At 63.8% G+C, this 15,905-nt stretch carries 11 protein-coding genes; 10 read left to right on the forward strand and 1 reads right to left on the reverse strand.

Going from position 1 to position 15,905, the window contains the following annotated elements; genetic code table 11:
- The first annotated feature begins 2 nt into the window (after window positions 1-2).
- The 10 genes from QOM08_RS00885 (at window position 3) to QOM08_RS00930 (ending at window position 15,155) form a co-directional block, all read left to right on the forward strand.
- The gene (locus QOM08_RS00885; protein ID WP_316912438.1) at window positions 3-1,322 is read left to right on the forward strand and encodes a DotU family type VI secretion system protein; all 1,320 of its coding nucleotides are present in this window, start codon (window positions 3-5) and stop codon (window positions 1,320-1,322) included.
- The gene (tssM, locus tag QOM08_RS00890) at window positions 1,319-4,819 is read left to right on the forward strand and encodes a type VI secretion system membrane subunit TssM (RefSeq protein WP_316912439.1); all 3,501 of its coding nucleotides are present in this window, start codon (window positions 1,319-1,321) and stop codon (window positions 4,817-4,819) included. The genes QOM08_RS00885 and tssM overlap by 4 nt, the downstream gene beginning before the upstream one ends.
- Complete coding sequence (gene tagF / locus QOM08_RS00895) at window positions 4,816-5,469, forward strand: type VI secretion system-associated protein TagF (RefSeq protein ID WP_107323114.1); 654 nt, start codon at window positions 4,816-4,818, stop codon at window positions 5,467-5,469. The genes tssM and tagF overlap by 4 nt, the downstream gene beginning before the upstream one ends.
- Window positions 5,470-6,201 (forward strand): PP2C family protein-serine/threonine phosphatase, encoded by a 732-nt coding sequence (locus tag QOM08_RS00900; protein WP_047226781.1) that lies wholly within the window; start codon window positions 5,470-5,472, stop codon window positions 6,199-6,201. It begins immediately after the preceding gene.
- Window positions 6,198-9,248: a serine/threonine-protein kinase gene (locus tag QOM08_RS00905; protein ID WP_316912440.1), complete on the forward strand. Its 3,051-nt coding sequence runs from the start codon at window positions 6,198-6,200 to the stop codon at window positions 9,246-9,248. Before QOM08_RS00900 ends, QOM08_RS00905 begins: the two co-directional genes overlap by 4 nt.
- The gene (locus tag QOM08_RS00910) at window positions 9,248-9,964 is read left to right on the forward strand and encodes an ABC transporter ATP-binding protein (RefSeq protein ID WP_316913209.1); all 717 of its coding nucleotides are present in this window, start codon (window positions 9,248-9,250) and stop codon (window positions 9,962-9,964) included. The genes QOM08_RS00905 and QOM08_RS00910 overlap by 1 nt, the downstream gene beginning before the upstream one ends.
- Complete coding sequence (locus tag QOM08_RS00915) at window positions 9,964-11,160, forward strand: FtsX-like permease family protein (protein WP_139048775.1); 1,197 nt, start codon at window positions 9,964-9,966, stop codon at window positions 11,158-11,160. The genes QOM08_RS00910 and QOM08_RS00915 overlap by 1 nt, the downstream gene beginning before the upstream one ends.
- Window positions 11,153-12,880, forward strand: a complete 1,728-nt coding sequence (locus QOM08_RS00920; protein WP_316912441.1) for a formylglycine-generating enzyme family protein — start codon at window positions 11,153-11,155, stop codon at window positions 12,878-12,880. The genes QOM08_RS00915 and QOM08_RS00920 overlap by 8 nt, the downstream gene beginning before the upstream one ends.
- Window positions 12,881-12,965: 85 nt before the next feature.
- The gene (tagQ, locus tag QOM08_RS00925; RefSeq protein WP_316912442.1) at window positions 12,966-13,895 is read left to right on the forward strand and encodes a type VI secretion system-associated lipoprotein TagQ; all 930 of its coding nucleotides are present in this window, start codon (window positions 12,966-12,968) and stop codon (window positions 13,893-13,895) included.
- 900 nt (window positions 13,896-14,795) lie between these two features.
- A complete protein-coding gene (locus tag QOM08_RS00930; protein ID WP_316912443.1) occupies window positions 14,796-15,155 on the forward strand; it encodes a DUF6124 family protein in 360 nt (119 codons plus the stop codon).
- Between the two features lie 287 nt (window positions 15,156-15,442).
- Here QOM08_RS00930 and QOM08_RS00935 read toward each other — a convergent pair whose 3' ends face one another.
- The gene (locus tag QOM08_RS00935; protein ID WP_047230543.1) at window positions 15,443-15,781 is read right to left on the reverse strand and encodes a hypothetical protein; all 339 of its coding nucleotides are present in this window, start codon (window positions 15,779-15,781) and stop codon (window positions 15,443-15,445) included.
- Between the last annotated feature and the right edge of the window lie 124 nt (window positions 15,782-15,905).

The raw sequence follows: 15,905 nt of genomic DNA on the forward strand, positions 1-15,905 counted from the left end.
CGATGAGCAACGACGATCGTACTCAGTTCATGCCGACGCCCGGTGGCCGTGGCGCCGACCCATTCCGCCCGGACTCTGGCCGTCCGGACCCTGGTCGTCCACAGCCGGCGCCCGCACCGCTGTCGATGCCGGCCGCCCCGGTCCTGACCGGTAAGGCCCAAGGCCTCAACCCGCTGGAAAGCGCGGCCGGTCCGCTGCTGGCGCTGTTGACGCGCCTGCGCAACACCATTGCCCATCCGGCTCCGGCCAGCCTGCGGGCGCAGCTGTTGGCGTACCTGCGTCAATTCGAGGAGCGCGCCGAAGCCGCCGGCGTGGTGCGCAATGACGTGCTGCTGGCTCGTTACGCTCTGTGCACCGCCCTGGATGAAGCCGTGTTGAGTACCCCCTGGGGCGGCACCAGCGACTGGGGCAAACAGAGCCTGCTGATCACCGTGCACAACGAAGCCTGGGGCGGCGAGAAGGTGTTCCAGCTTCTGGAGCATTGCCTGCAAAGCCCACGGGAGCGCTTGTACCTGCTGGAGCTTCTGTACCTGTGCATGTGCCTGGGTTTCGAAGGGCGCTACCGGGTGATGAACGACGGGCGCAGCCAACTGGAAGCCTTGCGCGAGCGCACCAGCGCGCTGATCCGCAGCGCCCGTGGCGACTACGAACGTGAGCTGTCGCCGCACTGGCGCGGCGTTACCGTGGCCCGGGATCGGCTGGCGCAATTCATGCCGCCGTGGATCGCCGTGGCCATCGGCGCGGCCTTGTTGCTGGCGCTGCTGTTCGGTCTGCGCATGAAACTGGCTTCCGATGCCGAGCCGGTGTTCAAGAACATCCATGCCCTGGGAGAAATCCCGGTGCAGGCCATCGACCGCCCCGTGGTGCAGCCCAAAGTGATCGAACGACCACGCCTGGCCGGTTTCCTGGCCGATGAAATCCGGGCCGGTCGGGTCGCGGTGGAAGATGCCGTGGATCGCTCGGTGGTGACCATCCGTGGCGATGAACTGTTCGCCTCGGGCAGCGCCAGCATCTCCGATGATCTGGAGCCGCTGATGCTGCGCATCGCCGATGCCATTCGCAAGGTCAAGGGCCAGGTCCTGGTGACCGGCCACAGCGACAATCGCCCGATTGCCACCCTCAGGTTCCCATCCAACTGGGCGTTGTCCGAAGCGCGGGCCAAGTCGGTGCTGCAAATCCTTTCGGCCAAGACCGGCCAGGCCGAGCGCTTCAGCGCCGAAGGCCGCAGCGACACCGAGCCGTTGGCTTCCAACGCCACCACAGAGGGGCGTGCGCGCAATCGTCGGGTTGAAATCACAGTATTGGCGGAGGGGGTCGAGTGAAGGCGTTTTTCAGTTTTATGATCCGCTGGGTCATCCCGCTGCTGGGGCTGATCGCCCTGAGCCTGATCATCTGGTTCGTCGGCCCGTTGCTGGACTGGCTGGTGCCCGAAGGTCGCCGTTGGGCGTTGATCATCCTGGTGTTCGCGGTGTGGGTCGCCTACCGGGTGTTTCGCATCATCCAGGCGCGCCGGCAGGCCGCCGAAGTCATGCGCAGCCTGGCCGCGCAAACCCCGCCCGACCCTACCAGCATCGCGACGGCCGAAGAACTCGAAACCCTGCGCCAGCGCATGGACGAAGCCTTGGCGCTGTTGAAGAAAGCCAAGCTGGGTGGGGACGAGCGCCGCAACCTCTACGAACTGCCGTGGTACGTGATCATCGGCCCGCCGGGTTCGGGCAAGACCACTGCGCTGGTCAGCTCCGGGCTGCATTTCCCGTTGGCCGCGCAACTGGGCGCAGGCGCGGTACGCGGCGTGGGCGGCACGCGCAACTGCGATTGGTGGTTTACTGACCAGGCGGTGCTGCTCGACACCGCTGGCCGCTACACCACTCAGGACAGTGACGCGACTGTCGACAAGGCCGCGTGGCTGGGCTTTCTCGGGCTGCTGAAAAAACAACGCGCCCGTCGCCCGATTGACGGTGCGTTCATTGCCATCAGTCTGTCGGACCTGCTGCTGGGCAGCGACGCCGAGCGCGCGGCTCATGCTGCGGCGATTCGCTTGCGCATCCAGGAGCTGTACACCCAACTGGGCGTACGCTTCCCGATCTACCTGATGCTGACCAAGCTCGACCTGGTGCCCGGGTTCATGGAGTTCTTCGACAGCCTGAGCAAGGAAGAGCGCGCCCAGGTCTGGGGCATGACCTTCGCCCTGGACGATGGCAAGAGCAACGACAGTCCGTTGGCGCATCTGCAAAGCGAATTCGCCGGCCTTGAGCAGCGCCTCAACGACCGCCTGGTGGAACGCTTGCAGCAAGAGCGCGACCCGGCGCGGCGCGACTTGATCTACGGTTTCCCGCAACAGTTCGGCGCGCTGAAAGATTGTCTGCAAAGTTTCCTCGAAGGCGTGTTCAAACCCAACGCCTTCGAAGAACGTGTGCTGCTGCGCGGGGTGTATTTCACCAGCGGCACCCAGGAAGGCAGCCCGATCGATCGCTTGATCGGTTCCATGGCCCAAAGCATGAACCTGGACCGCCAGCACCTGGCACGTCAGACCGGCACCGGGCGCAGTTACTTCATCGAAAAACTCTTCACCGCCGTGGCGTTCGCCGAGCGTGGGTTGGTGGGCGTCGATCCCAAGGTCGAGCGTCGGCGCAAGTGGATCGCCCGGGGCGTATTGGCCTCGACCGTGGCTTTGGTGCTGGTGGTTTCGACGTTGTGGTGGATCAGCTATCGGGCCAACCAGGCGTACATCACCCAGGTCGATCAGAAAGTCGCGCCGCTGGGTCAGGCCGTGCAGAGCCTCAGTCCGGCACAACGCGATGTCCTCGCCGTATTGCCATTGCTCAACGCCGTGAAGCACCTGGCCGACGACGCGCCCGATTGGGCCGAGGGCCTGGGTCTGTATCAAGGCGACATGCTCGAAGCCGAGTCCGGCAGTGTCTATCGCAAGCTGCTGATCGCCGTGTTCGCGCCACGCTTGCTGACGCGTATCGAAGAGCAACTGCACAGCGGCGGCAGTTCGGATTTCCTCTATGAAGGATTGAAGGCCTACCTGATGCTCGCTGACAACGAGCACTACGATGCCGACTTCATCAAGGCCTGGGTTGCTCTGGATTGGGACCGCAGCCTGCCGCGTGACCTGCCGGCCGATCAACGTCTGGCCCTGGGCGAGCATTTGCAGGCGCTGTTCGAGCGTCGTCCGCCCACCGCCCGCCTGGACCCGCGCTTGATCGAAGACCTGCGCCGGCAGTTGCAGCAACTGCCCGTGGCCCAGCGCGTCTATGACCGGGTCAAGCGCCAGAAACTGCCCGAGGGCATCGCCGTTTTTCGCCTCAACGAAGCCGCCGGGCGCGACGCTGCGCTGGTGTTCAGCCGCAAGAGCGGCAAACCCTTGGGCGAGCCACTGAGCGGGTTCTTCACGGTCAAGGGCTACCGCCAGGGCTTTTTGCTCACCAGCCTGAACCAGGCTGGAACGCTGGCTGAAGAGCAATGGGTGTTGGGGCGCGACGAGGCCGGGCAGCAGGACGTCGCCAGCCTGGCCGCCGAAGTGCGCCGCCTGTATTTCCAGGACTATCAGCGCCAATGGGACGCCTTGCTGGCCGACATCGACTTTGTGCCGATCACCAGCGTGGCTCAGGCCGCCGATGTCTTGCGGGTTCTGTCCGGGCCAAGTTCGCCGTTGAAAAAACTGCTGGTGGCGGTGGCGAAAGAGACCGACCTACAGCAGGAGGAACGCTTGCTGGCGGCCCAAGGCGAGCAGGTCGAAGGCGGTGTGGACAAGCTCAAGGAGCGCCTGGGCAGCTTGCTCGGCCAGGAGCAGGCGGCACAAAACGCACCCCAGGCCAGCGTTGACCCGGTCACTGCGCATTTCGCCGAGCTCAACAGCATCGTCAGCAAAAACGAAGGCGAACCGGCGGCTATCGATGGCCTGCTCGCCGACATGAATGCCTTGTACGTGCAGGTCAGCGCCATGGTCGGCGCCAGCGGCGACGCCCTGCTCGGCGAAGCCAAGAACCAGGCCCAGGCTGCTGCCACACGGGTCAGCCTCAACGCCGAACGCCAGCCGCCGCTGGTGCAAGGCCTGGTCAAATCGGTGGTCAACTCCACCACCAACAGCATGATGGGCGGGGTGCGCAATCAACTGAACGCCGCCTGGACCAGCGAAGTGGTGAACATCTACCGCCAATCCCTGGCCGGTCGTTATCCCATGTCGCCGGGCAGTGCGCGGGACGCAACCCTGGACGACTTCGGTCAGTTCTTCGGCGTCGGCGGGGTGATGGACAACTACTTCCGCAAATACCTGCAGCCCTACGTCGACACCTCGACCCCGGCCTGGCGCTGGCAGCCGGGTGCGGCACAGAAGCTCGGTATCGCCCCTGGCGTGCTGCAAACCTTCCAGCGTGCGGCCACCATCCGCGATGCGTTTTTCCGTTCCGGCGGCACCCAGCCGATGGTGCGCTTCGAGCTCAAGCCGGTTGCGATGGACTCGACCATCACCCAGTTTTTGCTCGACCTCGACGGCCAGCAGCTGAGCTACGACCACGGCCCGAGTCGTCCGACCGCCATGCAGTGGCCCAACCCCGGCAGCATCGGCGTGGTACGGATCTCGATCCTGCCGCCCTCGGCCAATGGCCGCTCCGGTATCACTCTGGACGGCCCGTGGGCCTGGTTCCGCCTGTTGGAACAATCGGACCTGACCGCCGGCAACTCGCCAGACCGCTTCAACCTGCGGCTGCGGGTCGACGGCGCCAGCGCCTCTTACGAGCTGCGGGCCAACAGCGCCTTCAACCCGTTCAAGAGCCGCGTGCTCAGCGGCTTCAGCCTGCCGGAGCGTCTATGAGTACACCGGGCTTCTATGGAAAGTTGGCCAGCCGCGGGGACTTCGTCAGCCGGGGCTTGCCCCAGAGTTTTATCGGCCCGTGGGATTCGTGGCTGGCGGCGGGGTTGCTCGCCAGCCAGACCGGCTTGGGCGAGCGTTGGCTGGATGCCTATCTGGTCAGCCCGCTGTGGCGCTTCATGGTCGCGCCCGGGGTCTGTGGGCCCGACGCCGCCGTGGGCGTGGTGATGCCGAGTATCGATCGGGTCGGCCGCTATTTTCCGCTGACCGTCGCGGTGCTGCTGGAGCCCGACGCGGACCCGGCGTCCGTGGTGGGCGGTGCGGACGAGTGGTTTGAGCGGGTGGAGAACCTGTTGCTGAGCACGTTGAGTGTGGAGGCCAGTTTCGAAGCGTTCAACGAACAGTTGGAGACCCTCGGCAGCCCGATGTATCTGCCGCGCACGCCGAGCAGCCGCTTTGCCAGCCTGCATCGCTTCGACGCCACCGACCCGCAGCGGCGCATGAGCGCCCTGGCCGAAGCGGCCTGCGAAGGCGTGAGCGTGTGGTGGGGCCAGGGTTCGGAACGTATCGCGCCCGGTCTGATGCGCTGCCAGGGTTTGCCGGCCGCCGCTGATTTTGCGCAATTTTTGCTCGGCCAAGAAGGTGTTGTGTAGATGCGTCCAAGTGCTGGGAAAGCCTTCAAGTCTGCAAGCAAGAGCCATGTCGGCATGGTTCGCCAGGTCAACGAAGACGCGTGCCTGGAACTGCCGGAAAACGGCCTGTGGGTGGTCGCCGATGGCATGGGTGGGCACGCGGCGGGCGACTACGTCAGCAGTCTGATCGTCGACAGCCTGCGCGGCATTGCCGCGGGCCGTTCGCTGGACGAATACGTCGCCGCACTGCACAGCGACTTGCTGCGGGTCAACGCCGCCGTGCGTGAAGAAACCGCCAACCGTGGCGTGACCATGATGGGCAGCACTGTGGTGGTGCTGGTTGCGCGGGACCTGCGCGGCATGTGCCTGTGGGCCGGTGACAGTCGTTTGTATCGCCTGCGCGACGGCAAGCTCGACAGCATCTCCCGCGATCACAGCTACGTCCAGGACCTGCAGGACAGTGGCCTGCTCAGCGAAGCCGAAGCCCGGGTGCATCCACGGGCCAACATCGTTACCCGTGCCATCGGGGTCGAGGCGCAACTGAATCTGGCGATGGTCGAGCTGCTGCTGGTGCCCGGCGACAGTTACCTGCTGTGCAGCGACGGGCTGACCAAGACCGTCGAGGACGATGAAATCCGTGAAGTCCTGAACCACGATGATCCCGGCGAGATCGCCAGTAGCCTGGTGTCCCTGGGCCTGATGCGTGGCGCGCCGGACAACATCACCGTGGTTGTCGTGAAGGTGCCGTCATGAGCTTGACCTTGAACATTGTCATCCCTGGCTACGACATCGAAGGGCCGATCGGTGAAGGCGCGATGGCCAGCGTCTACCTGGCGACCCAGCGTTCCCTGGAGCGCAAGGTGGCGTTGAAAGTCATGGCGGCCGCGTTGGCTGCCGACCCGACGTTCTGCGAGCGCTTCCTGCGCGAAGGCAAGACCCTGGCGCGTCTGTCCCACCCGCACACGGTCACCATCCATGACATCGGCAACGTCGGTGAGCTGTATTACATGGCCATGGAATACCTGCCCAACGGCACGCTCAAGGAGCGCATCGCCGCCGGCCTGTCGCCGGAGCAGGGCCTGATCTACATCCGCCAGATTGCCTCGGCCCTGGGCTACGCCCATGGCTTGGGTCTGGTGCACCGTGACGTCAAGCCGGCCAACATCCTGTTCCGCGCTGACGGTACGGCGGTGCTCTCGGACTTCGGCATCGCCAAGTCCCTGGACGACCGCACCCAATTCACCCAAGCCGGTTTCGCCGTCGGCACGCCCAGCTACATGAGCCCGGAACAGGCCCGTGGGCAAGACATCGACGGTCGGGCCGACCTGTATGCCCTGGGCGTGGTGCTCTACGAAATCCTTGTCGGCAAACTGCCGTATACCGGCAACGACGCGCTGTCCACGGCCCTGGCGCACTTGACCGAACCGCTGCCGGAGTTGCCGGTGCATCACGGTCATTACCAGGACGTACTGCGCAAACTGCTGGCCAAAGACCCGGCGGAGCGTTTCCCGGATGCAGCGGCTCTCTTGCGGGCGCTGGACAATCTGCCTGAGGAATCGGCGCAAGCGACGCTGATCCGGCCGTTGCCGCTGCCCGTGTCGTCGCCTCCGAGCGGCGATGACCTGGCTGGATTGACCCCGGTGTCCATCGATATTCCGACAGGGCCGGCACAGCCGCAATCCCAGCCCAAGCCAACCCCGCCGCCGGTGAACCCGACTCAACGCCCTAGCGTTTCGTCGCAGCCCAAGACTCCGCTGTTCGCCCTGGCCGCCGTTGCGGTGGCCGTTGCGCTGGCGTTGGGGGGTGGGGCTTATTGGTGGCTGTCGGGCGATGGTGGAGAAGCCACGAAGCCGCCGATTGTCTCGACGCCGCCGGTAAATCCACCGCCGGTGAAAACTCAAGATGTGCCCCCGGCAAAACCGCCTGTGGCAACGCAGGCCGATGGCGGCCAGCGTCCATTGTTGATGGCTGGCAAGAAAACCCTGTTCCAGCGAGTGCTGAGCAAACCGGGCGCCAAGCTCACTGAAGAAGCGGGCGCTGCGCCGGGCAAGGCGTTGCCGGCGTTTTCCGTGCTCTACGTGTATGAGCGCAAAGACCTCGATGGCAGCCCCTGGTTGCGGGTCGGCGCGGCCACGGACGGGCGCAGCGACGGTTGGTTGCCGGCCACGCAGGTCAGCGACTGGAAGCAAAGCCTGGTGCTCAAGTTCACCGAACGTTCCGGCCGTGCGCCGGTAATGTTCCTGCGCCAGCCCGGCGAAGTGGAAAAGCTGCTGGCCGACCCTTCAGCGGCCAGGAATGTCTTGCTCAAGGCCCAGCAGAACCGTGAAGACAATCAGCAAGTGCTGGCCCTGGAACCGGCCGCCAGCGCCGTGCCGCAGAATCAGTTCTACCTGTTGCCGATCTTCGATTCCCGCGAAAGCTTCGATGAGACCGGCCAACCGGTGCAGCTGCTGAACGTGGCGTCCATCGACCCCGGCAACACGCCGAAGGCTACCCCCAACACGCCCATCAGCACCGCCAACGCCGACGCGTTCCGTACCGCCGTGGTGCTGGTGGTGGACACCACCGTGTCGATGCAGCCCTACATCGATCAGGTCCGCGACGTGGTCCACGAGCTGCAAAGCCGCATCGCCGAGCGTGGCGAGCTGGACAGTGTCAGCTTCGGCATGGTGGGTTTTCGCAGCAGCACCCAGAAAACCCCCGGCCTGGAATACGTCGCCAAGACCTTGATCACCTTGGAGCAGGGTCGCGACCCGCAACGCTTCATGGAGATGGCGCGACAGGTCAAGGCGTCCACGGTGTCGAGCCATTCGTTCAATGAGGATGCGTTTGCCGGTGTCATGGAAGCGGTGGAGGGCATGGACTGGTCCGGTTATGGCGGGCGCCTGATCCTGTTGGTCACCGATGCCGGCGCCCTGCGCAAGAACGATCCGTTTGCCGCCACGCAAATGAACGAAGCCGAAGTGAGACAAGCGGCGCTGGGCAAACAGATCAAGATCTACGCCCTGCACTTGCTCAGCGACGCCGGCAAGAAAACCCACGGCGGTGCGCAGAGCCAATATCGCACCCTGACCGCTGACGCCAACCCGCAGATCGGTGACCTGTACATTCCGGTGCCGGGCGCCGATGTGCGTAAGTTGGGTGAGCGCGTCGACGAGATCGGCTCGGTGTTCGCCGACTTGGTGCATCAGGTGCGCAGCAACAAGCCGCAAAGCGTACCGCAGTTGGGCGCGGCGCCGAGCCTGAGCGATAAATCGGCGGCGGTGGGCTACGCGATGCACATGGACTTTTTGGGGCGCAAATCTGCCAGCCAGGCCCCGCAACTGGTCAGCGCCTGGACCGCCGACCGTGACCTGACCAACCCGGCGCTGCCGGCGTTCCAGGTGTGTGTGATGCTGACCAAACTGCAACTCAACGACTTGCAGCAGTCGCTGAAGCTGATCGTCGATGCGGCGCGCAAGACCCAGACTTCGCCCAAGGATTTCTTCCAGGAAATCGCCAGCGCCAGTGCCTACATGAGCCGCGATCCTTCGGCGTTGCGCAAGGGCGGCAACCTGGCTGACGGTGGGATTCTCGGCGAGTACCTCGAAGGGCTGCCTTACCGCAGCAAGTCGCTGAACATGACCCAGGATTTGTGGCTGTCCCTGAGCGTGGCCGAGCAGGAAGATTTCATCGACGAGCTGGATTCGAAAATCCGCCTCTACGAGACCTTCCACAACGATCTGGCCAACTGGGTGCGGTTCGGCGATGCCGAGCCGGGCGATGCCCTGTACCGCGTTCCGTTGTCGACGCTGCCGTGATGCTGAATATGAGCGCCGTACACAAAAGCCGGGGCGCCGGCAGCCAGCGCTACAGCCTGGTAATTCCACGGCTGCAATTGCGTGCCGGCGAACAACTGGCGGTGGTCGGCCCCAGCGGTTGCGGCAAGAGCACCTTGCTGGATCTGCTGGCCTTGGTGCTGGCGCCGGATCAGGCCGGGCAGTTCGATTTCACGCCGGCTAACACGCCGTTGGACATCGCCGCGCTGTGGCGTGCGGGGCAGCAGGGCGCCTTGGCGGACCTGCGCAGCCGGCATCTGGGTTATGTGCTACAGACCGGTGGTTTGCTGGGTTTTCTGGACGTGCGCGGCAACATCGAGTTGTCGCGCAAACTGCTTGGCATGGCGGATGACGGCAGCGTCACGCGCCTGGTCGGGCAACTGGACATCGCCGACCAGCTGGGCAAGAAGCCGGCGGATTTGTCCGTCGGCCAGCGCCAGCGAGTCAGTTGCGCTCGCGCCCTGGCGCATAGGCCGCGCCTGTTGCTGGCGGATGAACCCACCGCCGCCCTCGACCCGCTGAACGCTGAGCGGGTCATGCAGTTACTGGTGGCCCAGGCCCGCGATCACGGTGTGTGTTGTGTGGTCGCCACCCACGATGAGTCACTGGCCCGCGCCAGCGGTTTGCAGGTGCGGCGCATCAGTTGTCGTCGCGACGCCGATGGCGGCGTCACCGCGACCCTTGGGGAGGCTTGCTGATGCGCGGCGCGCTGGTGGCTTCCCTGGCCTGGCAGGATTACCGCAACGATGCCTGGCTGTCGGCCTGTTCGGTGCTGGCGCTGGTGGCGGTGGTCGCGCCGTTGCTGGTGCTGTTCGGCCTGAAATTCGGCCTGGTCAGCAGCCTCACCGAGCGCCTGGAGAATGACCCGGCTACCCGGGAAATCATCCCGTTGGGCGGGGGGCGGTTCAGCGCTGAGTTCGTCGAGCAATTGGGCCGGCGCAACGACGTGGCGTTTGCCCTGGCCCGCACGCGGCAGATTGCGGCCACTGCGGATTTGAGCCGCGAGGCTGAGCCCGTCACCGTCGAGATGATCCCCACGGCGGCCAATGATCCTTTGTTTGAGCGCCTGCCGGTGCCGCAAGGCCTGGATCAAGTGGTGCTCAGCCACACCGCCGCCGAAAAACTCGGCGCCAGGGCCGGTGATTGGCTGCAGGCCAGTTTCGCTCGGCAGGTGGCTGGTCGTAGCGAGGCGCAGCGCACGCGCGTGCAGGTGTTGCACGTACTGCCGCTGCAAGCCTTTGCCCGGGATGGTTTGTTCGCGCCGCTGGCGCTGCTGGAAGCGGCCGAGGATTACCGCGACGGTCGCGCCGTGCCCGCGTTCGGCTGGCCGGGCGACGCGGTGGGGCAGAGCGCGCAGCGGGTCTACCCGGCGTTTCGCCTGTACGCCCGCAGCCTGGGTGATGTGGAGCCGCTGCGCGAGTATTTCGCGGCACAGAACCTGTTGGTGTCTACCCAGGCCCAGACCATCGCACAGGTGCAATCGCTGAGCCGCAATCTGTCGATCGTGTTCTGGATCATCGCCGGGTTGGCGTTGGCGGGAGCGTTCGCGGCGATTTTTGCCGGTGCCCTGGCGGCGGTCGAGCGTAAGCGCCGGGAACTGTCGGTGTTGCGCCTGCTGGGGGTTTCTACGGCGGCGCTGTTGTTGTTCGTGGTGTTGCAGGCGCTCTACAGCGCCGCACTGGCGGCCTTGTTGAGTGCCGGGCTGTATGGCCTGGCGCAGTCGGGCCTCAATTATTTATTTGCGCAGTTGCCGGGCGAGTACGCCAGCCATCTGTTGCCGCGTCACTACACCTTGGCCCTGGTGGCCGTGCTCGGCGTCAGCGCCGTGGCGGCGGCCTGTGGTGGCTGGCGGGTGGCGCGCATCCAGGCGTGTGAAGGAATTCGCGATGTATAAGTTATTGGGCGCCGCCGTGGCGCTGAGCCTGGCCGGTTTAACCTGGGCCGATGAAAGCACCGACAAACTGGACAACCCCAAACCGCTGCCCGGTGACGTCAGCCTGCCGCTGCCGTGCGAAGGGCAAATGGTGTTCCGTTACGTCTACATCCTCGCCCAAGGCACCCTGGATGATCGGGAGATCAGCCTTGGCTACCCGTTCAGCGAGGGCGAGGCCGGCTATAAGCAGTCGTTCATTTCCGGTTATCGTCGGGACTTCATCAACGGCCAGTTCACCCTCAAGGACCTGCCCAAGGACTGGAACAAAACCATCGCGCCGTTGATGCCCAAGGCTGACGCCAAGACCCCGCTCAAACCGATGCTGTACTTCATCGGTAAATACGAGGTCACCGCTCGCCAATACGCCCAGGTCATGGCCCAGGCGCAGTCGTTGGCTAGCGGCGAACCCGCGCCGGCCTGCGAGACCCTCAAAACCGAGCTGCCCCAAGGCATGGCCGGGCGTTTGCCCAAGGTGAAACTGTCCAAGTTCGAGGCCGAACGTTTTGCGGCGGTGTATAGCGCCTGGCTGATGAAATACCACAAGGATCTGCTGCCGGTGAGCGGTCGCGGCAGCTCCGCCGAGGACGGTGGGCTGGGCTTCGTGCGTTTGCCCACCGAAGTCGAGTGGGAATTCGCCGCCCGTGGCGGGCAAGCCGTCAGCCGCCAGGACCTGGAGGGGCGCTTGTTTCCCCGGCGTCTGGAAGGCAGTGAAAGCGACGGACCACTGGCTGACTGGGCGGTGTTCAATCAGGTCGCTGGCGGCACCGGCCAGGCGGCGCGGCTGATGCCCGTTGGCATCAAACTGCCGAACCCCATCGGTTTGTTCGACGTGATTGGCAACGCCGCCGAGATGGTTCAGGAGTCCTTCCAACTGGTGCATGCCGGTCGCCGCCAGGGCGCCTACGGTGGCTTCGTGGTCAAGGGCGGCAACTACCTGGAAGGCGAAGGCACGCTGTTCACCGGGATGCGCCGCGAGTATCCGTTGTTCGCCGCCGACGGCACCGAGCAAAGCAACGAAACCACCGGGTTCCGCGTGGCGGTCGGAGCGCTGTCGGCTCCGCGCTCACGTTACAAAGAGCTGTTCGCTCAATGGGAGAAAGAAGGCCGCCTAGCATCCCTGACCGATGCCATCGATGAAGCCGAAGACCCGACCAAGCGCCTGGACAGCATCATCGCCGCCAGCGTCGACCCGCGCCTGCAGGCCGAGCTGGGGCTGGTCAACGAAGAGCTCAAGCGCAACGTCTCGCTCATCGCCCAGCAGCGCGAGGAAGCGGCGGGCAACCTGATCCAGTCGGCGGCCCTGGTGGTCGAGACCATCAATAACTACAACATTCGCCTGACCAATTTGCAGAACAGTCGCCAGCAGGCCTTGGACGCCAAGGACGAGGCCAGCGCCAAGCTGTTCGCCACGGCCATCAACAACGGCCGCAGCGCGCTCGATGGCGCCGTGGCGATTTACATCGACAACCTGGCCACCGGCACGCGTTACACCGATGCCGTGATCCAGGCGCAGTTTCAACGCATCAAGGAGGAATTGGAGCGCAAGCCGGTGCTGGGCAAGAGCCTGGTGGCGCGCGCAACGTTATTCGTTCGCCATGTCGGTCAGTATCGTCAGCAAAAACGAGCCGACCCGGCGGCGATATTGAAGGAACTGCTCGCATCGAGCAGTCAGCGGTCTTGATCGTTGATTGTCAGCGAGCTTGGAAGGGACTCAGACGGCGGTGGGCCGTGCTGAGCTGGTCAACACTTAAAAAGAGAACACAATCATGCTTTTCTCCCGTAAACCTTTTGCTTCGGTTTCCAAGCGTCACCTGCTGATGGTCGCTGTCGGCTTCAGCACCGTACTGACCGGCTGCGCTACGTCGCCGACTTCCAAGGTCGCGTCGAGCACCAAGGTCGAGTACTACCCTAACTGCTACGAGCCGGTGCAGCACTTGCGCTCCACCGAGGGGAACATGACCAAATCGGTACTCACCGGCGCAGCCGTCGGTGCGGTCGGTGGTGCCCTGTTGGGTGCGCTGACCGATTCGGAAAACCGTGGCCGCAACGCCGCCATCGGTGCCGCCGGTGGTGCCTTGGCCGGTGGCGCAACCGGTTACTACACCGAGCGTCAGAAGCAGATCGCCGATGACAACCAGCGCATCGCCTCCTACGCCGCTGACGTCGACAAAAGCGCCGCCGATATCGATCGCAGCACCGCGTACGCCAAGGCTTCGCAGCAGTGCTACCAGAGCGCGTTCACCAAGCTGGTGGCCGACCGCAAGGCCAAGACCGTCAACGAAACTGAAGGCCGCAAGCGCCTGGCAGAAATCGTCTCCGGCCTGAAAGAGTCCAACGACCTGATCGTCGCGGTCAACGGCAAAGCCGCCGAAGACCTGAACAACTACACCCAGGCCTATGAAAAAGACCTGCAGCAAGTGGGTGTGCAGCGTACTGACGTGGTGACCGTGGCGACCGCCGAAACCAAGCCGGTTGTGGCTTCGACCAAGACCAAAAAAGCTGTGAAACCGGCGAAAAAACCGGTGTTGCCAACCGTGCCGAAAGAAGCGGTAACCACCGAGAAAACCCTGCAGACCGCCAAGGCCAAGCAGGATGAAAGCAAGCAGGTCGCCAGCGCCGGCACCAGCCAGGTCAACAGCATGTGCAAAAACCCGGACCTGGGTGACTGGGCACCGGTGCCTTGCCCGAATGTTTGATTGACTGTTGCTGATCATTCCCTCGAGGGAGTGATCAGCGCACAAAAACCTGTGGGAGCGAGCCTGCTCGCGATAGCGGTGGTTCAGTTGACATCAATGTTGACTGATACGCCGCTATCGCGAGCAGGCTCGCTCCCACATTTGTTTTGTGTTGGTTTGAATATCCGCGACTGCTCTCAATCCCCTGTGGGAGCAAAGCTTGCTCGCGAGGCGGCCTTACAGCCGACCCGGCTCTCCCGGTTGTACGTCGATCAAACTGTGGGAGCGAGCCTGCTCGCGATGGCGGCCTGATAGCCGGCCAGGATTTGGTTGACTGGGTACATATCCGTTGCTGCGGTAGCGGCTGCTGGCGGTTCCGCTCTTACAGCGGGTCACTTTTGGCAAACGCCCCAAAAGTAACCAAAAGGTCTTGCCCCACCACTCGGCACCGAGCCTAAGCGAGGTGCCGAGTGGTGGGGCAAAAGCGCTTTGGTTACTTTCGCCTGGGCCGGCTTCCGGATTTTCGAAAGTGACCCGCTGTAAGAGCGGAACCGCCAGTAGCCGTTACCGCAGAAACGGATATACACCCCCTCTAAAAGTTAGGTCCTAGGAGATTTCCTTCGAGTTGTGGCGAACTTGGTGAACTTGTCCGGCGTCTGCCCCGTGGCTAGTCTGGGTTTGTCACTGAAAAAACGGTGACACCGGCGTGCAAGCCGGTTAGAAAGACGCCCAACAATATCACCAGCCACTTATCGTGCATTCGTGCTCATGTTTTATGGCAGCTGTGTGCGGGAGACCTTCGGGTCTGCCGAGGTTTTTGGGCGTTGTCTTACTCGGTCTTGCACACTCGCACATAGCTGCCACCCTTCATCGCGTGCAAGCGAGCCAGGGCGGCTCTGAATTGAATAGGAAGCCCAAACCATGTTCAAAGCTACGCCTAACCCTCCACAGCCCTCATCCAAATCCCGAGTCGAAACCCTGCAAGCAAAAAAACTCGACGAAGCCGCCGAGCGCGCTCTCGACTACTATCTCAAATCCAAACCCGTCGACGAGGCCCAAGCAGGCCAGCTCTTCATCGTATCCCCGAACATCGACACCGAAACCCTACTGGCCAATGCCTCCGAAGACCTGCTGTCCATCAGCGCCATCGCCGCCGACCTGGCTGATGACGTCGACGGCTCGCGCCGCAGCGTGATCCTGGCGATCAGCCGAATGGCCGACGGGGTGCATTTGTTGGTGGAGCGGGCGATGGATCGGCTTGAGGTTCAAACGTCGAACTGACAGGCCTGTGGCGGATTGAAGATGGCCATCGCGAGCAGGCTCGCTCCCACAAGAGATCTGTTGGCGAATGGAAAATTGCGCTCTGACACAAATCCAATTGTGGGAGCGGGCTTGCTCGCGAAGGCGTCGGCACATCCAACATCATCGCAAACTGACCCACCGCTTTCGCGAGCAAGCCCGCTCCCACATAAGAACTGCGTGACGGCAATATCCGCGACTTGCCCCATCCCCCCTGTGGGAGCGAGCCTGCTCGCGATGAGGGCAGCCCCGACACCGATGAACCAGGCTTAGATCAACCCTTTCTCATCATCATCGATCAACCGGCTCAACCCGCCCAAGGCTTCCCGGGCCTGGTTGCGGTCCATCAGCTTGGCCTGGGCCGCGGGGGGCAGGTCGGTGACGCGGATGACGCCTTTGCTGGTCAGCACCTGGATCAAGTCGTCGAGTACCCGGATCATTTCCAAGTCGCTCTGCTTGAGCTGCTTGAGGCTGTTTTCTACCGCCTGGTTGGCGAACCAGTCCTGGATTTCGTGGCTGTCGGCCGGCAGGGTTTCGGTGGCCTCCGCATAAGCGGTGGCTTCCACGCGCACCAGCAGGCCTTGTGCATCGCGTTGCACATAAAACATCGGGCATCCCTCATGTATGAAGCGGCGTCATGCTGGGCAGCATAGGCCAACTGTGCGCGAGTATGGAGGGTGGCGACAAAATCGTCATCCTGGATGCAGCCCGGTACGACCGCCCCTAAGGGCG

This window comes from Pseudomonas sp. P105 (assembly GCF_032614175.1).
GTDB classification, from domain to species: domain Bacteria; phylum Pseudomonadota; class Gammaproteobacteria; order Pseudomonadales; family Pseudomonadaceae; genus Aquipseudomonas; species Aquipseudomonas rhizophila.

Coding starts and splice junctions, on each gene's coding strand:
- tagQ (WP_316912442.1), top strand. CDS start 12,966: ATGCTTTTCTCCCGTAAACCTTTTGCTTCGGTTTCCAAGCGTCACCTG.
- QOM08_RS00885 (WP_316912438.1), top strand. CDS start 3: ATGAGCAACGACGATCGTACTCAGTTCATGCCGACGCCCGGTGGCCGT.
- QOM08_RS00920 (WP_316912441.1), top strand. CDS start 11,153: ATGTATAAGTTATTGGGCGCCGCCGTGGCGCTGAGCCTGGCCGGTTTA.
- tagF (WP_107323114.1), top strand. CDS start 4,816: ATGAGTACACCGGGCTTCTATGGAAAGTTGGCCAGCCGCGGGGACTTC.
- QOM08_RS00915 (WP_139048775.1), top strand. CDS start 9,964: ATGCGCGGCGCGCTGGTGGCTTCCCTGGCCTGGCAGGATTACCGCAAC.
- QOM08_RS00910 (WP_316913209.1), top strand. CDS start 9,248: ATGCTGAATATGAGCGCCGTACACAAAAGCCGGGGCGCCGGCAGCCAG.
- QOM08_RS00935 (WP_047230543.1), bottom strand. CDS start 15,781: ATGTTTTATGTGCAACGCGATGCACAAGGCCTGCTGGTGCGCGTGGAA.
- QOM08_RS00900 (WP_047226781.1), top strand. CDS start 5,470: ATGCGTCCAAGTGCTGGGAAAGCCTTCAAGTCTGCAAGCAAGAGCCAT.
- QOM08_RS00905 (WP_316912440.1), top strand. CDS start 6,198: ATGAGCTTGACCTTGAACATTGTCATCCCTGGCTACGACATCGAAGGG.
- QOM08_RS00930 (WP_316912443.1), top strand. CDS start 14,796: ATGTTCAAAGCTACGCCTAACCCTCCACAGCCCTCATCCAAATCCCGA.